This is a genomic window from Dechloromonas sp. ZY10 (genome assembly GCF_041378895.1).
GTDB lineage: Bacteria > Pseudomonadota > Gammaproteobacteria > Burkholderiales > Rhodocyclaceae > Azonexus > Azonexus aquae.
On sequence record NZ_CP144212.1, the window covers coordinates 1,194,056 to 1,211,606 of the forward strand.

20 protein-coding genes are annotated in these 17,551 nt (G+C 63.1%); 5 read left to right on the forward strand and 15 right to left on the reverse strand.

What is annotated here, in order from left to right:
- Positions 1–5: 5 nt before the first annotated feature.
- From VX159_RS05450 to VX159_RS05460, 3 genes are read right to left on the reverse strand one after another with little or no spacing between them, the layout of a single operon-like run.
- A complete protein-coding gene (locus VX159_RS05450; protein ID WP_371324960.1) occupies positions 6–518 on the reverse strand; it encodes a DUF934 domain-containing protein in 513 nt (170 codons plus the stop codon).
- Positions 515–2,188: a nitrite/sulfite reductase gene (locus VX159_RS05455; RefSeq protein ID WP_371324961.1), complete on the reverse strand. Its 1,674-nt coding sequence runs from the start codon at positions 2,186–2,188 to the stop codon at positions 515–517. The genes VX159_RS05450 and VX159_RS05455 overlap by 4 nt, the downstream gene beginning before the upstream one ends.
- Before the next feature lie 20 nt (positions 2,189–2,208).
- Entirely contained in the window at positions 2,209–2,985 is a 777-nt protein-coding gene (locus VX159_RS05460) for a sulfite exporter TauE/SafE family protein (RefSeq protein WP_371324962.1), read from the reverse strand.
- A gap of 130 nt (positions 2,986–3,115) precedes the next feature.
- On the opposite strand from VX159_RS05460, the gene VX159_RS05465 reads away from it, so the two are divergent.
- Both VX159_RS05465 and VX159_RS05470 read left to right on the forward strand, forming a co-directional pair.
- Positions 3,116–4,057 carry a CysB family HTH-type transcriptional regulator gene (locus tag VX159_RS05465; RefSeq protein WP_371324963.1) on the forward strand — a complete coding sequence of 314 codons (942 nt, stop codon included), beginning with the start codon at positions 3,116–3,118 and terminating at the stop codon, positions 4,055–4,057.
- 73 nt (positions 4,058–4,130) lie between these two features.
- Complete coding sequence (locus VX159_RS05470; RefSeq protein WP_371324964.1) at positions 4,131–4,448, forward strand: hypothetical protein; 318 nt, start codon at positions 4,131–4,133, stop codon at positions 4,446–4,448.
- 90 nt (positions 4,449–4,538) lie between these two features.
- Here VX159_RS05470 and nosD read toward each other — a convergent pair whose 3' ends face one another.
- The 6 genes from nosD to VX159_RS05500 form a co-directional block, all read right to left on the reverse strand.
- Positions 4,539–5,795, reverse strand: coding sequence for a nitrous oxide reductase family maturation protein NosD (nosD, locus tag VX159_RS05475; protein WP_371324965.1), 1,257 nt, complete (start codon positions 5,793–5,795; stop codon positions 4,539–4,541).
- Positions 5,796–5,898: 103 nt separating this feature from the next.
- Entirely contained in the window at positions 5,899–7,200 is a 1,302-nt protein-coding gene (locus VX159_RS05480) for an EAL and HDOD domain-containing protein (RefSeq protein ID WP_371324966.1), read from the reverse strand.
- Positions 7,201–7,274: 74 nt separating this feature from the next.
- Positions 7,275–8,063, reverse strand: coding sequence for a peptidylprolyl isomerase (locus VX159_RS05485; RefSeq protein ID WP_371324967.1), 789 nt, complete (start codon positions 8,061–8,063; stop codon positions 7,275–7,277).
- A 38-nt stretch (positions 8,064–8,101) separates the two neighbouring features.
- Positions 8,102–8,365, reverse strand: coding sequence for a BolA family protein (locus tag VX159_RS05490; protein WP_371324968.1), 264 nt, complete (start codon positions 8,363–8,365; stop codon positions 8,102–8,104).
- Positions 8,362–8,664: a YciI family protein gene (locus VX159_RS05495; protein WP_371324969.1), complete on the reverse strand. Its 303-nt coding sequence runs from the start codon at positions 8,662–8,664 to the stop codon at positions 8,362–8,364. The genes VX159_RS05490 and VX159_RS05495 overlap by 4 nt, the downstream gene beginning before the upstream one ends.
- The gene (locus tag VX159_RS05500; protein WP_371324970.1) at positions 8,664–9,272 is read right to left on the reverse strand and encodes a septation protein A; all 609 of its coding nucleotides are present in this window, start codon (positions 9,270–9,272) and stop codon (positions 8,664–8,666) included. Before VX159_RS05500 ends, VX159_RS05495 begins: the two co-directional genes overlap by 1 nt.
- Positions 9,273–9,325: 53 nt before the next feature.
- On the opposite strand from VX159_RS05500, the gene VX159_RS05505 reads away from it, so the two are divergent.
- Together VX159_RS05505 and VX159_RS05510 are read left to right on the forward strand one after the other, a co-directional pair.
- Entirely contained in the window at positions 9,326–10,378 is a 1,053-nt protein-coding gene (locus VX159_RS05505) for an HD domain-containing phosphohydrolase (protein WP_371324971.1), read from the forward strand.
- Between the two features lie 109 nt (positions 10,379–10,487).
- Positions 10,488–10,835 carry an Hpt domain-containing protein gene (locus VX159_RS05510; protein WP_371324972.1) on the forward strand — a complete coding sequence of 116 codons (348 nt, stop codon included), beginning with the start codon at positions 10,488–10,490 and terminating at the stop codon, positions 10,833–10,835.
- A gap of 56 nt (positions 10,836–10,891) precedes the next feature.
- On the opposite strand, the gene bioD is transcribed toward VX159_RS05510, so the two are convergent.
- From bioD to bioF, 4 genes are read right to left on the reverse strand one after another with little or no spacing between them, the layout of a single operon-like run.
- Entirely contained in the window at positions 10,892–11,581 is a 690-nt protein-coding gene (bioD, locus tag VX159_RS05515; RefSeq protein ID WP_371324973.1) for a dethiobiotin synthase, read from the reverse strand.
- A 44-nt stretch (positions 11,582–11,625) separates the two neighbouring features.
- On the reverse strand, positions 11,626–12,405 hold the full coding sequence (gene bioC / locus VX159_RS05520) for a malonyl-ACP O-methyltransferase BioC (RefSeq protein ID WP_371324974.1): 780 nt from the start codon (positions 12,403–12,405) through the stop codon (positions 11,626–11,628).
- The gene (locus VX159_RS05525) at positions 12,398–13,123 is read right to left on the reverse strand and encodes an alpha/beta fold hydrolase (RefSeq protein ID WP_371324975.1); all 726 of its coding nucleotides are present in this window, start codon (positions 13,121–13,123) and stop codon (positions 12,398–12,400) included. The genes bioC and VX159_RS05525 overlap by 8 nt, the downstream gene beginning before the upstream one ends.
- A complete protein-coding gene (gene bioF / locus VX159_RS05530; RefSeq protein ID WP_371324976.1) occupies positions 13,120–14,319 on the reverse strand; it encodes an 8-amino-7-oxononanoate synthase in 1,200 nt (399 codons plus the stop codon). Before bioF ends, VX159_RS05525 begins: the two co-directional genes overlap by 4 nt.
- A gap of 187 nt (positions 14,320–14,506) precedes the next feature.
- On the opposite strand from bioF, the gene VX159_RS05535 reads away from it, so the two are divergent.
- Positions 14,507–15,589, forward strand: coding sequence for an alkene reductase (locus tag VX159_RS05535; protein WP_371324977.1), 1,083 nt, complete (start codon positions 14,507–14,509; stop codon positions 15,587–15,589).
- 97 nt (positions 15,590–15,686) lie between these two features.
- Here VX159_RS05535 and VX159_RS05540 read toward each other — a convergent pair whose 3' ends face one another.
- Together VX159_RS05540 and VX159_RS05545 are read right to left on the reverse strand one after the other, a co-directional pair.
- The gene (locus VX159_RS05540) at positions 15,687–16,652 is read right to left on the reverse strand and encodes a NapH/MauN family ferredoxin-type protein (protein WP_371324978.1); all 966 of its coding nucleotides are present in this window, start codon (positions 16,650–16,652) and stop codon (positions 15,687–15,689) included.
- 12 nt (positions 16,653–16,664) lie between these two features.
- Positions 16,665–17,549: a 4Fe-4S dicluster domain-containing protein gene (locus tag VX159_RS05545; RefSeq protein ID WP_371324979.1), complete on the reverse strand. Its 885-nt coding sequence runs from the start codon at positions 17,547–17,549 to the stop codon at positions 16,665–16,667.
- Positions 17,550–17,551 lie beyond the last annotated feature (2 nt).

Below are 17,551 nucleotides of genomic sequence, written 5' to 3' on the forward strand. Positions count from 1 at the left end.
GGGCCTCAGGCGTTGCGGCGGAAAGCCGGCAGCGGTTGGTCGGTGGCGCCCTGGTAGGGCTGGCTGAAAGTGGCAAAGCCACTGGCCAGCGCCGCTTCGACGCTCTTGCCGTCCTTTAGCGCGTAGGCATCGAAACCGACCCGGCGCATGAAGAACAACTGGTCGTGCAGCACGTCGCCGACGGCCCGCAGTTCGCCGGCAAACTGATAGCGCTGGCGGAGCAGGGCGGCGGTCGAGTAGCCACGGCCATCGACGAATTTGGGGAAATTGACTGCGATCACCTGGAAGTAGTGCAGGTCGGCGGCGACGTCCTCAACCCTGTCGGCCGGCTGCAGCAGCAGGCCGATGCGCGGATAGCGGGCGATGATTTCGTTCTTGCGCGCCAGCCACACGGCGAGCGGGAAGAGCAGGTCGCCTTCCGGCAAGCTTAGGGTTTCCGGGCTTTCGCCCTCGGCGATTTCCAGGCTATTCCAGGTGTCGACCGTGAGCGAGCCATTCTTGATCAGTTGCGCCATCATGCATTCTCCTGGGCTGCAGACTTGGCCTTGCCGTGGGCGCGGCCTTCGTACACGAGGTTCTTGAAGGGATCGAGACCGATCCGGTCGAAGGTGTCGATGAAGCGCTCGTCTTCATGGCGGTTGGCGAGATAGACCTTGATGATCTTCTCGACCACGTCCGGCATTTCCTCGGCCGAGAACGACGGGCCGATCACCTTGCCAAGCTTGGCTTCGTAGCCCTGGCGACCGCCCAGGGTGACCTGGTAGAACTCGGCATCATTCTTGTCCACGCCCAGCACACCGATGTGGCCGACGTGGTGGTGGCCACAGGCGTTCATGCAGCCGGAGATGTTGAGGTCGATTTCGCCGATGTCGAACAGGTAGTCGAGGTCGTCGAAACGGGCCTGGATGGCGGTGGCAATCGGAATCGACTTGGCGTTGGCCAGATCGCAGAAATCGCCGCCGGGGCAGCAGATCATGCCGGTCAGGAGGCCGATGTTGGGCGTTGCCAGGCCGGCAGCGCTGGCCTTTTGCCAGACTGCGTACAGGTCGGCTTGCTTGACGTCGGCGAGGATGATGTTCTGTTCGTGGCTGATACGCAGTTCGCCGAAGCTGTAGCGGTCGGCGAGGTCGGCGACGATCTCCATTTGTTCCGCAGTGATGTCGCCCGGCGCGATGCCGTGTTTCTTCAGCGACAGGGTGACGGCGGCGTAGCCCGGCACCTTGTGGGCGTGGGTGTTACGGTCGACCCAGCGCAGGAAGGCTTTTTCCTGCGGTAGTTCGGCGGCACTCAGGGTTTCGTAGGCTGGTGCGGCAAAGTGTGCGGCGACGCGGTCGTATTCGGCCTGGGTAATGGTCATCGGGCCGTTCTTGCCATGCGCCCATTCGGCCTCGACTTGTTCGCGGAAGGCCTCGATGCCGAGCGCCTGGACCAGAATCTTGATCCGTGCCTTGTAAGCGTTGTCGCGGCGGCCGTAGCGGTTATAGACGCGGAGCACTGCTTCGCAATAGGACAGAATGTCTTGCCAGGGCAGGAAATCGCGGATGATCTGGCCGCGGATCGGGGTGCGGCCAAGGCCACCGCCGACGATCACGGTGAAGCCGACCTGACCGTCGACCTGTTTCAGGTGCAGGCCGATGTCGTGGAACCAGGTGACGGCGCGGTCTTCCTCGGTGCCGGAAATCGCGATCTTGAACTTGCGCGGCAGGAAGGCGAATTCAGGGTGGAAGGTGGTCCACTGGCGCATGATCTCGGCCAGCGGGCGCGGGTCGATGATCTCGTCGGCAGCAACGCCGGCGAACTGGTCGGTGGTGATGTTGCGCAGGCAGTTGCCCGAGGTCTGGATCGCGTGCAGATCGACGGTGGCCAGTTCGGCGAGCATTTCCGGCACGTCTTCGATCTTCGGCCAGTTCAACTGCAGGTTGTGACGGGTGGTGAAGTGGCCGTAGCCACGGTCGTAGGTGCGGGCCAGGTGAGCCATCTTGCGCAGTTGTTCGGCGTTGAGCATGCCGTAGGGCACGGCGATGCGGAACATCGGCGCGTGGCGCTGGATGTAGAGACCGTTCTGCAGGCGCAGTGGGCGGAACTCCTCGTCGGAGAGTTCGCCGGCTTTCCAGCGGCGGACCTGATCGCGGAATTGGGCGACGCGCTCGTTGATCAACTGGCGGTCAAGGGCATTGTATTGATACATGGCGATTCCTTGGGGAAATCTCAGGCAAGGACCAGCTTGGTGCCGATCAGCACCAGCATGGAGGCCAGGATGCGGCGCAGGATATGCTCCGGCACCTTGGCGGAAAGATGGCTGCCGAGCCAGATGCCGGGCAGCGAACCAAGCAGCAGCGAACCAAGCAGCACCCAGTCGACGCCGCCGAGCAGCCAGTGGCCAAGACCGGCGACCAGCGTCAGCGGTACGGCGTGGGCGACGTCGGAACCGATGATTTTCACGGTCGACAGCTTGGGATAGAGGAAAAACAGCGCGGCGACGCCGAGGGCTCCGGCGCCGACCGACGAAATCGTGACCAGCACGCCGAGAATGGCGCCTACGATTACGGTAATCGTAGGCAGGCAGCAGCGGCGCAGTTCGGATTCTTCATGGCGATTGGCGTAGTCGCGCAGCTTCTTGCCAAAGAGGATGGCGATCGCGGTCAGGAAGAGCGCAAAGCCGAGACCGTGCGAAATGATTGCGCCAATCGCGTTGCTACCCTTGGGGAGTTGGGACAATACCCAGATGGTGATTGCGGCAGCCGGAATGCTGCCGGCCGCCAGGCGCAGGGTGATGTTCCAGTCGATGTGTCCTTTCCGACCGTGTGCCACCGTGCCGCCAGCCTTGGTCAAGGCGGCGTAAAGCAGATCGGTGCCGACCGCCGTGGCGGGATGGACGCCAAAGACCAGCACCAGCAAGGGGGTCATCAGCGAACCGCCGCCGACGCCGGTCAAACCGACAATCGCGCCGACGGCAAAGCCGGAAAGGGTGTAGAGATAGTCCATGGGCGCGCATCGTACCGGGCTTTATTTGAAACAAAAAGAATATTGGGTTAGATTGTTATATCTTCTGGTTATTAGTATAAAGGATCGAACTGCAAGCAACTTTCTTGCTCCTTGATCCTCGCTCTGCCTTATGAAACTCCAGCAATTACGCTACATCGTCGAAATTCAGCGCCAGGGTCTCAATGTCTCGGAGGCGGCTGAATCCCTGTACACCTCGCAGCCGGGAATCTCTAAGCAGGTCAAGCTGCTTGAGGACGAACTCGGGGTGGCGATCTTCGAGCGCAGCGGCAAGCGCTTCACCGGTATCACCGAACCGGGCAAGGTGGTGCTGGCGATCGCCGAGCGCATCCTGCGTGAGGCCGAGAACCTCAAGCGGGCGAGCGGCGAGTTTGCAGCCGGCGACAGTGGCCGGCTGGTGCTGGCGGCAACCCACACCCAGGCCCGTTATGCCTTGCCGCTGGTGGTCCGCGACTTCGTCGCCCAGCATCCGCAGGTCAAGCTGGAGATGCATCAGGGCAGTCCGACCCAGATCGCCGAATGGGTGGCGGCTGGCGATGCTGATATTGGCATTGCGACCGAGGCGCTGGATCAGTACCCGCAACTGGTCACTTTGCCGGTCAGGCAGTGGAGCCACTGCGTGATCGCTCCGGAAGGACATCCGATCACCCGCAGCGGTGTTCTCAATTTGCAGGAGTTGGTGCGCTGGCCTCTGATTACCTACGATACCGCCTTTGCCGGCCGGTCGCGGATCAACCGGGCCTTCGAGCGGATCGGTGCAACTCCCAATATCGCCTTGACCGCACTCGATGCCGATGTGATTAAAACTTACGTCAGTCTCGGCCTGGGCCTGGGGATCATTTCGGCGCTGGCGTACGATGCACAGCGCGATGCCGGCCTGGTCGCACTTGATGCAGCGCATCTGTTCGAGTCGAACACGACTCGCCTGGCCTTGCGCCGGGGCGCCTATCTGCGGCGCTATGACTACGACCTGATTGCACTGTTCGCACCGCACCTGATTCGTCGGGTGGTCGAAATGGCGATGCAAGGAGGTGGTGATGCCTATCAGCTATGACTTTTGTCAAATATGCAACCGATTGATTCCTGTGTAGTATCCAAAGGATATATTGCAAAGCGAGGAATCCAGCATGGCTAAGGCTTTAGACAAATTGGCCGCTACTTCGGTCATCCATCTGTGCAATGCGCGTAAATTCCGCATGGCAGCCCAGTTTATGCGTACTGGCGAGATTCGCTGCGAGTGTCTGGTCGACGAGCCGCACACGGTTCAAGGCTTTGCCCTGAGTCCGGAAAGCCTGGCGGCATACACCCGCGCTGCTCATCAGTGCCGGCGTGACCTCGGCGAATGCCACGCGGCAATGCAGTCCGGTGATCGCGAGAACCTGCGCCGTTCGCTGAGCAGCTTTGTCAGCAACTCCAGCGGTATCGGGGCGGCCCTGCTGCCTTGAAAGCGGCTGGCGCTTGATTGCTGTCGGCAGACAAGTCGGTAGTCCGGTTCACGCGCAGCCGGCAACGCAGTTAACGATGTAAACGCGAAATCAGCGGCGGCGCTCCGGGGCCGCCTTTTTTTCGCCCATGCGCGGGGCCGGGTCGCGCAGGATCAGGCTGGGCGCGGCAAAGGGTGCCAGGCGTTCAAGAAAGTCGAGTAGTTCGAGTACTGGCGAATTGCGGAAAAAGCGCGCCGCCGGGGTCTCCATCCAGATCCGGTCGGACCAGGCATAGAGTTCGTGCGGGGTGTCGCCGATGCCGTCGCCGTCGCGATCAAAGCCTTCGTAGTCATCCCAGAGATTATTCAGCCAGACATCGTTCATCGGATCGCCGTCGCCGATGATGGTCACCGGCCACAGATTGCTGCGAAAGCGGTTGTTGATCGCAATGTGTCCGCCCTTGGCACCGTAAAAATAGATGCCGGTGATGTTGTGGGCGACCAGATTGTCGATGAAAACGATGCGGTTGATCGGGTGCATTGGCGAATCGGCCATGATGCCGTGCGCACAATGAACAATTTCGTTGTCCTGAATCAGCGCGGCATCGGTTTCCTTGAGCGCCACCCCGGCTCCCGAGGGATCCATGGCGTGCAGGATGCGGTTGCGGCGGATGGTCAGGCCATCGGAGTTGAGCGCAATGATGCCGGTCGAGTTGTGTTCGAACAGATTGCCTTCGACCAGGGTGCGGTGAGCGAACAGGAAGTTGAGTCCGCGCCGGCTGTGGCGTACCCGGTTATTGATAAAACGGTTATGGGTGGCGTTGCTGACGGTGATGTCGCGGATTTGCGCGATGTCGTTGTTCTCGATCCGGTTGCCGCTGCTGTACCACAGGCGTAGCCCGTCGCCGCGTTCGGCCGAGTCCACCGGGCGGGAGCGGATGTAGTTGTTGCGGATCACGCTGTCGCGGCTGCGGTGCAGGGAAATGCCGAACAGCACGTCGTCGATCCGGTTGTCCTCGATCCGTAGGCGGCTACCTTCGGCCATGATGCCGCCGTCGATGGCGTCGTGCGAGTCGCCGCTGGCGCGCAGGTGCAGCCCCCGCACGCTGACGTCGTCGCTACGAATGGTCAGTACGGTTCCTTGGCCGCCGCCGTCGAGGATGACTTGGTGGTTGCCTTCCAGGGTCAGCGGCTTGCTGATGATTGCCGGTCCGCGATATTTCCCGGGCGGCAGGCGCAGGACGGTGCCGGACGGAGCGGCATCGAGCCAGGGTTGCAGCGCTTGCGTCGCATAAACGCTACCGGCGGCAAACCAGCTCAGCAGTAGAAGAGTCAGTGGGTGGATCGGCATCGCCCGGTATTGGGCCATGTTTGCCGGGGAAAGACATGGACATGGATCAATTCGACTCATGGCCTGCGCTGGCCAGCGTCGGTCGTGAGCGAAGTGTTTCGCTTCTTGGTCGCTTTGTCGCTTACTCCCAGTGTTCGGTGACTTCGCTGGCCCAGGCGGTTGCGGCGAGGAAGGCGCGGTTGACCGAGTGCGGCGACAAGCCGGCATCGCGGGCGGCGGACTCCAGTCGTAACAGATCGAAGCTGTCGCCGGCGATCGCGGTGCGCAGCAATGCAGCCAGTGTGCCCCGGCCATGCAACAAGGCTTCTGCGACAAGCTCGGGGAGGGGCATGTCTGCCAGAATTTCGGCCAGAGGGCGGCGCAGGAGACGGTCCAGGCAGGAAAAGATTCCGGCCAGAAACAGGGTGTCGCTGGCTATGTCGGGATGGCTTTCGCGGCCCAGCAGTTCCATCAGGCGGCCACGGGTGAGTGCGCTTTCAACCAGCAGCCAGTCGCCGAATTGTGGTTCGCGGACCGAGAAAAGCAGTACCGACAGCCAGCGGAACAGACGTTGTCGGCCGAGCAGCATCAGTGCTTGTTCCATGCTGTCGATACGTCCGGAAAGACCCAGTGCCGGGGAGTTCAGATAGCGCAGGATGCGGAATGCCAGCAATGGGTCGTGCTTGAGGGCGACGGCAATTTCACTGGTGTCGGCATCGCTCTGCACCAGGCGCAGCAGATGCAGCAACTGCATTTTGTGTGGATCTGCTCCGCTGCGTTCGCTGTCCGGGAGTGGCGGCAATTCGGCGAAGCGGCCGTGGAAGTAGTCGAAATGCCACTGGCGACAAAGCTGCAATTCGTCGAGGTGGTCGATATTGGCGGCAAACAAGGCATTCGGGCGGGTCTTCTCGATCGCTCGGTAGGCGGCAGAGAAGTCGCGAATGGTTTCCGGCGGATGGGCGGCAATGTCGAGTGCCCCGCAATCACTGGCGGCGACGAGTTCGCCAAATGCGGCATGGCGCGGTTGGCGATAAAGACCGATCTGGAGCCCCTGTTCCTGCAACTGCTCAATCCGTGGCAGCAGTTCCTGGCTGCAGGCTGCATCGGCCAGTTGCAGCAGGAGCATGATTTTCCGTCCGGCCAACTGGTCGACCGTGGGCAGCGACAGGCTGGCTGAGGATAGCGGGAGAAAGAAAAGTCCTCCGTGCTCGGGCTGCTCTTCATTGGTCAGCAATGCCAGCAGTTGCTGGTCATGGGCAGTTTGCAGCGGTGCCGGTGCTTGTGCGGCGAAGTCCGCCCGGCGCATTCGCAGCAAGTGACCGGCAATCCGGTTGCGGCGGTCAAACACAACTTCGCTGCAGAGCAAGGCATTGGCAGCCGGTACAACCGTCCCCTGGGGGGCGGTTGGCGGGTTCGCTGCTTGCCGGTTTTTCAATCCGAACACGGGCCGTCTCCTGGCGTTCGCTGAAAAAGAAATGCCCGCCGATGGCGGGCAAGCGAACTGGCGCTGGCTGCGCCTTAGTTCACCTTGGCTTTGGCACGCAATTCCTTGACCAGCTTTTCAACCTGTTGCTGGTTGGCGCGCTGTTGCAATTGCGGCTTGAGCTGGTCGAACGGCGGCGGGGTCAGGGCGCGGGTATCGTCGAGCTGGATGACGTGGTAGCCGAAGTCGGTCTTGACCGGGGTCTTGGTGTAATCCCCCTTCTTCAGCTGGCCGAGGGCATCGGCAAACGGCTTGACGTAGGCGCTCGGGCTGCTCCAGCCGAGGTCGCCGCCATTGTCGCGGGAGCCGGGATCCTTGGATTGCTTGGCCTGGTCGGCAAATTTTTCGCCCTTGGCCAGTTTGTCGATGATCGCCTTGGCTTGCTCTTCGCTCTCAACCAGCACGTGGCGAGCCTTGTACTCGGTATTGCCGAGGCTGGCCTTGATCGCATCGTATTCGGCGCGCAGTTGGGCATCGCTGATCGGGTTGGCGCGAACGTGTTCGGAGAGCAGGGCCCGGATCAGCACGGCCTGGCGGGCGAGTTCGATTTGCCCCTGAATGTTCGGGTTTTTGTCGAGGCCCTTCTTCTTGGCCTCCTGGGCCAGGATTTCGCGACGGACCAGTTCTTCGCGAATGGCCGCCTGCAGTTCCGGTGAATCCGGCGTACCCTGGGCCTTTTGTTCGCTGCTGAAAGCCTCGTAAACCGAATTCGGGATCGCTTGGCCGTTGACCGTGGCGAAGGCCTTACCTTTCTCGGCGAGGGCCGGCAGGGAGACGATGGCGCCAGCGACAAGGAGGGCGGCCAGACGGGAGATGTTACGCATGGGAAACTACCTCGGTGGGAGTGTGGTTTGGGACAGGATTATAGTTCGTCGGGTGTTTTGGCGTCGATGACCAGGGCATGAATGCCATTGCGCATCAAGTCGCCGACCGCATCATAAACCAGGCGATGGCGGGCCAGGGTTGATCGGCCGCAAAATTGCCGGGAAACAATCCGTAGGCGGTAGTGTCCGCCTTCGCGGGCACCAGCATGGCCGGCATGGCGGTGCGAATCGTCGGTGATTTCGACAGCCTCGGGTTCGAGCACTGCCAGCCTGGCGCGCAGGTTCTCCGGGATTTCGCTCACGCCGGCAGTGCCTTCTTGAAGGGCTTGACCGTGACGCGTTCATAGACGCCGGCCGCGACATAGGGATCGACCTCGGCCCAGGCTTGAGCGTCGGCCAGCGAGGGAAACTCGGCAATGATTAGGCTGCCGCTGAAGCCGGCCGGGCCGGGGTCCGGCGAATCAACTGCCGGGCAGGGCCCGGCAACGAACAGTCGGCCTTCGGCTTGCAGCGCCTGCAATCGGGCGAGGTGTGCCGGGCGGGCGGACAGACGTTGTTCGAGCGTGCCGGAACGATCTTCGGCAATGATGGCGTAGAGCATTACTTGTCTTCCTCAAGATATTTCGAAAGCAGCATGCCCTGGCCGAGGACGAAAACCAGCATCAGGCCCATGCCGCCGAAAAGTTTGAAATTGACCCAGGTATCGGTCGGAAAATTGTAGGCAACCACCAGGTTGAGTATTCCCATGGCGGCGAAAAAGGTCATCCACGAACGATTGAGCGTACTCCAGACCTGTTCGGGCAGTGTCAGCTGCTCGCTGAGCATGTTGCGGATGGCGTTCTTCTTGAGGACCAGCGAACTGAAAGCCAGGCTGGCTGCAAATACCCAGTAAAGGATGGTCGGCTTCCACTTGATGAAGGTCTCATCCTGAAAAATCAGGGTCAGGCCACCAAACACCACGACCAGAGCCAGGCTGATCCACAGCATCTTGTCGACACGTCCGTGCCGGAAGCGGACCCACAGGATCTGGGCGATGGTGGCGGCAATCACGACTAATGTAGCGAGCAGGATCGGCGCCTGCTTTTCGTCGCCGGGCGCTTGCCCGAGGAGCCCGGTCAGCCAGTCGATGGCCTGCTCCGGGTGCTTCTCGGAGTACTTGAAGCTGACGAAGAAAAGAATGACAGGGAAGAGATCGAAAAGTAGTTTCATGCCGGCCATTATATACTTGCCGTCTATCCTTCAATCTGCAGGCAAGGCGGCCCATGAATACCGTTCTCATCGTCGATGACAGCCCGATCAACCTGACGCTGATCAAGGCACTGGTCCAGAAGCTGGGAGAATGCGAGCCGGTATTGTTCGAACATCCCCAGGCTGCCCTCGACTGGTGCCGGCAAACCACGCCCGATCTGGTGATTGTCGATTACATGATGCCCGACCTGAATGGCTTGCAGTTCATTGAGGCCTTTCGTGGCCTGGAGGGCGCGGCGGACATTCCGGTGCTGATGGTCACCGCCAACGACCAGAAGGAAGTTCGCTATCAGGCCTTGCAGGGCGGGGCTAACGACTTTCTCACCAAGCCGATCGACCGGGTCGAGTTTTCGGCGCGGGTGCGCAACATGCTGAGTCTGCGCGAAGGGCAGAAATTCCAGGCCGACTGGACCCGGCACCTGGCGATCATGGTTGATGAACGGACTCAGGCGATTCTTGCCCGCGAGCAGGAGCTGATTTACCGGATGTCGCGGGCGGCAGAGTTCCGCGACCCTGAGACCGGGGCGCATATTCAGCGCATGGCGCATTATTCGGCCCTGATTGCGCAGACTTTGGGCCTTGATGTCGACCAGCAGAGATTGCTGCTCGAATCGTCGCCGCTGCACGACGTCGGCAAAATCGGCATTCCCGATGCCATCCTGCTCAAGCCGGCCCGCCTTACCCCGGAAGAGTTCGAAATCATGAAGCAGCATGCCCGGATGGGGTACGAACTACTCAAGGACAGCGGCTCGGAAATCCTTCGGGCCGGAGCGGAGATCGCCCTTTCCCACCACGAAAAATTCGATGGCAGTGGCTATCCCTGCGGTCTGGCCGGTGAGGCGATCCCGATTTTCGGGCGCATCGTTGCGGTGGCCGATGTCTTTGATGCATTGACTTCGGAGCGTCCGTACAAACCGGCATGGTCCCTGGATGATGCGGCGAACTTGCTCCGCGAGGGGCGGGGGGCGCATTTTGACCCGGCGTGCGTCGATGCCCTGTTGCAGTCGTGGGAGCGGGTGCTCGAAATCCGGGCGCGTTTCCAGGACGAGCATCCTGCGCGGATGTAAGTGCCCGGCAAGGGCGTCTTTGGCAGAGCGGCTGCCAGCCTGTTAGACTGTCGCGATGCCTTGAACCTTCACCGGCCGGCAGCAACCGGATCCGGACCAGGAGATACAGATGAGCCAGCCTTTTGTTCTCGATCGCGGCCTGATTCTCGACCGCCTCGGGGGCGACGAGGAAATCCTCGCGATGATGATCGACATGTTCCTGCAGGACGTTGATGCCAACTGTGCGGCGCTGACGGCTGCCCATGCGGCAGCCGATGCCGCTGCGCTGCGGCGCGAAGCGCACACGATCAAGGGGTTGCTGTCGACCATGTCGGATGAAGCCGGTGCCGCCGAGGCGCTGTTCATCGAGCAAAAGGCCAAGGCTGGCGAGATTGCCGGGTTGGATGCGGCCGTGGCTGGCCTGTTGGCACGAGTACGTCTGGTGGCTACGGTTCTGCAGCAGGAAACGGCGGCCTGAGCGGACTGCCTCGGCAGGTTTCCGCGCAGGGGGCGCAAACCGCCCGGGGCATCGGCTCAGCGCTGTGCCGGGGGTAGTTGCAGGTACTCGGCCGCGCCTGCGGCTCCGCCTGTTGGCGCGTGCGGGATGGTTCCCAGCAGTGGGGCGGGAATCAGTTGGCGCAAAGTCTCCAGATTTTCCGCAAAGCGCGACATCGCCGGGTCGATCCGGTTGGCGACCCAGCCGGCGATCTGCAGTCTGCGGGCAGCGATGGCTTCGATGCTGAGCAGGCTGTGGTTGATGCAGCCGAGACGCATCCCGACAACGAAGATGACCGGCAGTCCAAGCGCTACCGCCAGGTCGGCGCTGTCTTGAGTGCGGCCGCTACGGTCAACCCCCAGCGGCACGCGAAAACCGCCGGCACCCTCGACGATCAGGAAGTCGGCCTGTTTCCGGGCGCCGGCGAGGTCGCCGGCAATCGCCGCGAAATCGATCGCACGCCCTTCCTCGCGGGCCGCCAGATGCGGAGCGATCGCGGCCTGAAAGCAATAGCGGTTGACCTGTGCCGGCGGCAACACGATGCTGCTGGCCGCGCGAATTTGTCGGACATCCTCGTTTTCGCCATCGGCCTCGGTGCCGGCAGCTACCGGCTTGAGGCCGGCAGCGCGGAATCCCTGGTTGCGCGCGCAATGCAGCAGTGCGCAACTGACGAAGGTCTTGCCGATTTCGGTATCGGTCCCGGTGATGAAATAAGCGGAGGCTGACATGGCAATACTCGGAAAATGGGGGATCGGTCCGCAGTGCTTGCAGCTTAAGCGCGGGCGGTCAGGAAAATCACTTCATAGCTGAGCGGCAGGCCGTTGATGTTTCTGCCGTTTTCGGCGGCGGCAGCGGCGCGGGCGAAGGCGCTGCGGCCGAGCAGGCTGGTGCGCCGCCCGTCGCCGACCTGGTTGGCGCCGACCGCCTTGACGGCCTTGAGCAGGCTGCGGAAATCGGGGTAGTAGGCAGTTTCTTGCCGGATTTCGACGTCGACCGTGGCAAACCCGCTGGCCCGGGCGAGTTGCTCGACTTGTGCGGCATCCACGAAGCTCAGGGTATGCGCGTGCCGGTCGATGCCGGCAAAAGCCGTACGCAATTCATGGAAAGTGCCCGGACCCAAGGTGGCCAGCGCCAGCTGGCCGCTGGCGGCGAGTACCCGCCGGGCTTCGCCCAGGGCGCGGGCGAGGTCGCACCACTGTACGGCCAGGCTCGACCAGTACAGGTCAAGACTGGCGCTCCCCAGCGGCAGGTGTTCGATGTCGCCGGCCAGCGCCAGCGGCGCGTTGGGGGCGCTGCGTCGGCAGTGCAGCAGCATCGCCGGCGAAAAATCGAGGGCCAGCGCTTGGGCATGGGGGTAGCGCTGGTGCAGCAAGCCCAGGGCGTAGCCGGTGCCGCAGCCGGCATCGAGCAGCCGCTGCGGCTGTAGCGCGGCCGGCAGCCGGGTCAGCAGGTGCTGGCAGATCCGACGCTGCACTTCGGCAGCGCCGTCATAGCTGTCGGCAGCACGCTCGAAGGCGGCGCGGACGCGGGCCTTGGCCGGTTGCTCAGGCATTGATGAAGGCGCGTGCCTGGACTAGGAAATCGTCCGGACGGGAAATGAACGGCGCGTGCGCGCAATCGGCGAACAATTCGAGGCGGGCACCGGGGATCAGTGCTGCCAGCGCTTCGGCGGCGCCTTGCGGCATCAGCGGGTCGGCACCGCCATGCAGCAGCAGGGTCGGGGCCTGTACCTGTGGCGCGAGCGGGCGCAAGTCGACTTCGGCCAGCCAGCGCAGGCCGCTTTGCAGGACTTCGCCGGCCGGACGCGGATCGGCCAGGTCGAGCAGGTTGCGGGTGACTTCCTTGGCACGGGCATCGCCGCGATTGAAGCCGCCGACAAAGCGCGGCAGCATCGCTTCGGCATCGGCGGCCATCGCAGCGGTGAATTCGGCAAGGGCTGCCGGTGGCATCGCATGCGGCCAGCCGTCGCGCTGGACGAAGGAGGCGGTGCCGGCGACCAGCAGCAGCTTGCCGACCTTGGTCGGCGCCTGGGCGGCAACCGCCAGCGCCAGCTGCGCGCCAATCGACCAGCCGGCCAGCGTCGCGCCGGTTGGCAGGCGTTCGGCGTAATGCGCAACAGTGGCGGCAAAATCGTCGATGGGCGGGGTGCCATCGGCGGCGTTGCGGTAACCGGGGAGGTCGAGAAATTGGCCGTTGAGCGCGTCGACCGTGGATTGCAGCGGGCCCCGGCCGAGGCACCAGCCGGGGATGAAAAACAGCGGAGCAGTCATGCCAGTTCCTTCAAGGCGGTGATCAGGCGTTCGAGATCGTCGGCGGTGTGTCCGGCCGACAGCGAAATGCGCAGCCGGGCGCTGCCCTTGGGCACCGTCGGCGGGCGGATCGCTGGCGTCCACAGCCCGCGCTGGCGCAAGGCATCAGCGAGTTGCAGCGCGGCCTGGTTGTCGCCGACGATCAGCGGCTGGATCGCGGTCTCCGACGGCAGCAAGGTCCACGGCAGGCCGGCAAGGCCAGCGCGCAATTGCGCAATGTGTGCCTGCAGGCGGGCGCGCAGGTTGTCGCCGGCGGCGATCAGACTCAGGCTGGCTTGTAGCGCGCAGGCGATGGCCGGCGGTGCGGCCGTAGTGAAGATGTAGCCACGGCCACAGTTGAGCAGGTAGTCGATCGCGATGTCCGAACCGGCAACGAAGGCGCCACCGACGCCGGCGGCCTTGCCCAGCGTGCCCATCAGCAGCAGACGCGGGTGGTAGGGCAGCTGGCAATGTGCCAGGCTGCCTTCGCCGTGCGGCCCGAGCACGCCGAAACCGTGCGCGTCGTCGATCACCAGCCAGGCGTCGTGCGCTTCGGCGAGGGCGAACAGCTCGTTGAGCGGTGCCAGGTCGCCATCCATGCTGAACACGGCATCGGTGACGATCAGCTTGCTGCTGGCACTGCTTTTTTCCAGCAGTCGGGCCAGCGCCGCCATGTCGTTGTGCGCGTAGCGGTGGACTTCGGCACCTTGTGCCTTGGCCAGCTGCATTGCGTCGATCAGCGAGGCGTGGTTGAGCTTGTCGGCGAACACGGCCGCGCCCCGGCCGGCAAAGGTCGGAGTAACGGCGATATTGGCCAGGTAGCCGGTGGCAAAACTGAGCACGCGCGGAAAACCGACGAAAGTGGCGAGCGCCTGCTCCAGGTCTTCGTGCGCCTGCATGTGGCCGCTGACCAGATGGGCTGCGCCGCTACCGGCGCCCCATTGTCCGGCGCCTGCGGCCAGGGCTGCTGCCAGGTGCGGGTCGCCGGCGAGGCCGAGATAGTCGTTGCTGGCGAAATTGAGCAATTTTTGCCCGTCGACCGTGACTTCGCGGCCGCATGGGGTTTCCAGCACCCGGCGGCGGCGGCGCAGGCCAAGTTCGTCAAGCACCGTCAGTTCGGTGCGCAGGCGGTTTTCCAGGGACGAAGCGGGGACGTTGGGCAGCAAAGAAGCAGGCATCGAAAAGCGCTCAGGCGAGCGGGGCAAGACAAACGAAAGTGCGGGAGGGTAACATTTTGCCGGCTCCGATGGCGTATCGAAAAGTGACAGTTTGCACGGTCGACCATGGCCAGCGGGCAAAATACCGGCAGCGGGAACTCCTCCCGGTGCTGCCTTTCTTAAACCTCTTTGAATCCGGATTCCTGCCATGAGCGAAACCCCGTCTGTTCTCTTCGAGCCCTTGCGCGCCGGCGCGCTGGAATTGCCCAATCGCATCCTGATGGCGCCGCTGACTCGCTGTCGCGCCGAGCCGGAGCATGTGCCCGGCGCCTTGATGGCCGAGCACTACGCCCAGCGCGCCAGCGCCGGTTTGATCATTGCCGAGGCGACGATGGTCAGCGAAGGCAATTCGGCCTTCTGGAAGGAACCCGGAATCTATTCAGCGGCGCAGATCGCCGGCTGGCAGCAGGTGACCAACGCGGTGCATGCGGCTGGCGGCCGGATTGTGCTGCAGTTGTGGCATGGCGGTCGCGCCTGTCATCCGCTGCTCAACGACGGGCGGCAGCCGGTGGCGCCGAGTGCCCTGGCGATCGAGAACGATGAAGTGCATACGCCGCAAGGCAAACAGCCCTACGTCGTGCCGCGCGCGCTGGACGACGCCGAATTGCCCGGAATTGTCGCCGGCTTTGCCCAGGCCGCAGCCAACGCCAAGGCGGCGGGCTTCGACGGGGTCGAAGTGCATGGGGCCAACGGCTACCTGCTCGACGAGTTCCTGCGCGACGGCGCCAACCGTCGCAGCGGGCCTTACGGCGGGTCGCTGGAAAACCGTGCCCGTTTGCTGCTGGAAGTCACCGAGGCAGTGTGCAAGGTGTGGGGCAGCGAGCGGGTCGGGCTGCGGATTTCGCCGCTCAACAGCTACAACAGCATGCTCGACAGTGATCCGGCCGGACTCACCGCCTGGCTGGCCGCGCGCCTGAACGACTTCGGGCTGGCCTACCTGCACGTGATGCGCAGCGACTTCTTCGGTCTGCAGAAAGGCGACGTGCTGACTCCGGCGCGGGAGAACTTCACGGGCGTACTGATCGGCAACATGGGCTACTCGGCCGCCGAGGCCGAAGCCGCGATTGCCGCCGGCCAGCTCGACGCGGTGGCCTTTGGCGTGCCCTTCCTTGCCAATCCCGACCTGCCGGCCCGTTTCAAGGCCGGCGCAGCGCTCAACGCGGCCGACCCGGCGACCTTTTATTCGCCGGGTGCGGCTGGTTACACCGATTATCCGACCCTGGCTGGCTGAACTCCGGCTGCTTCAGCAAAAAGGGCCGTGGCGTTTGCCGCCACGGCCCTTTTTTACGGTCCACCGCCAAGCGGGGCAAAAAACGCTCAGGCTCGCATTACAACAGCTTGGACAAACCCTTGACTTCGAAGCGCAGGGCGCCGGTCGGGCAGGTGTCGACACACAGACCGCAGCGGGTGCAGTCCGGACCGAGGCCGATCTGCTCCTCGTCGGCGCGGCCCTTGATCGTCACCTCGAGCACATGCGGCACCAGGCAGACCTTGCGGCAATCGCCTTCGTGGAAGCAGTGTTCGACGTGGTAGGTGATCTGCAGCGGCGAGAGGGTGCCGACGGCGCCGTAGGTCAGGCCGATCGGGCAGATGTAGCGGCACCAGGCGCGGCGCGACCAGAAGATTTCAAACAGCAGCAGCAGGAAGACCCAGCCGAGCGCCAGACCGGGGCCGTAGATCAGCGCCCGCGACAGGATGCCGGTCGGTGACAGGGTTTCGAACACGGTGTAGCCGGTGAGTACCGCCATCAGGCCGAATAGTACCCAGAACACGGTACGCGTGCCGCGATGGAACTCGTGGTCGGTGACGAGCTTCTTCTCGACCAGCTTGAGATGCAGCTTTTCGGTCAGTTCCGCCAGCAGGTGGTAGGGGCAGACCCAGGAACAGAAACTGCGTCCGCCGAGCAGCACCCAGAGCAGGAAGACGGTAAAGGTGCCGATGAACAGGTTCACGATGATGTGCTTGTGGGCCAGCATCACCTGCAATGCGGAGTTCAGATCGATCAGATGGAAGCCGGCAAAGCGCGAAGCGGTCAAGGCGCCTTCGAGCAACTGGATGTCCAGCCAGAAACTGAAGACGAACAACAGGTTGACCGCCAGCAGCACCGCCCAGCGGCGGTTGCGCCATTTGTGGCTGACGTCGTGGTGGGCACGGGCGTGCAGTTTTTCCTTGATGTAGCGATCCTTGTCCTCGTATTTGAGGAACATGATCTGCTGTACTTTCTCCGAGACTTTTTCCGGTTTTTGCGGAGCAGCTCCGAGCATTACCTTGATCTGGTCAATAAATCGGCTCATCACGAACTCCGCTCAGGCTTTCCAGGGGGCTTGCGCATCAATCACGATGGCTGCCGGCTCGGCCGGGCAGACCATCTCACAGACGCCGCAGCCGACACAAGGTTCGAGGACCACCGGGGTCATCCGCTCGACGCCGTCGGCTGCCTTGACCGGACGCAATTCAATGGCGCCCTTGAGCGGGCACTCGCGGACGCAGAGGTCGCATAGCGGCAGGTCATAGGGATGATCGGCGACCGGGATCGGTTTCCAGCGATCCACCTCCATGTAGCGCAACTGGCCCTTGAATGCGGTACCGCGCGCCTGCCCCTTGAAACCTTTGCCTTGCACGGCCAGGCAGGCTTCGGGGCGGGCCAGGCGGGCGACACCAATCCGTTCCTTGAGGTTGAGGGTCGGCTCGGCATCCTTTTCCTTGGCCTTCAGGATCGGTGCCGCCGCCAGCTTGACGCCGTCGCGAACCTCCATGAATTCAGGCTTCTTGTAGGTCAGCGCACCGGTCGGGCAAGCCAGGATGCACTGCACCGCATCGCAGGAAAAATCGCAGGCCTGATCGCGGGCGGCAATGTAAGGAACACCGATCCCGAAACCATCGGTAATATCGGCCAATTTGATTGCCTGGACCGGGCAGACCTGCACGCATTGTCCGCACTTGATGCACGACGAGAGGAAGTCGGCCTCATCCAGTGCGCCGGGCGGACGCAGGCGAGTCGGCCGGGCACCCGAAAGCGGCGCGTAACCGAGCAGGGAAAGGCCGACCACGCCAACGGTCAGACCCAGCGATTGCAGGAACTTGCGACGGGCCTTCTGGGCCTTTTCCAGCGATACGGCCGGCTTCTTCGACGCCGGCTTGCGCGGGGCGGTTTGGTCGCCCGGCGGGTTCGGGGGCGTGCGTTCGGTCATGC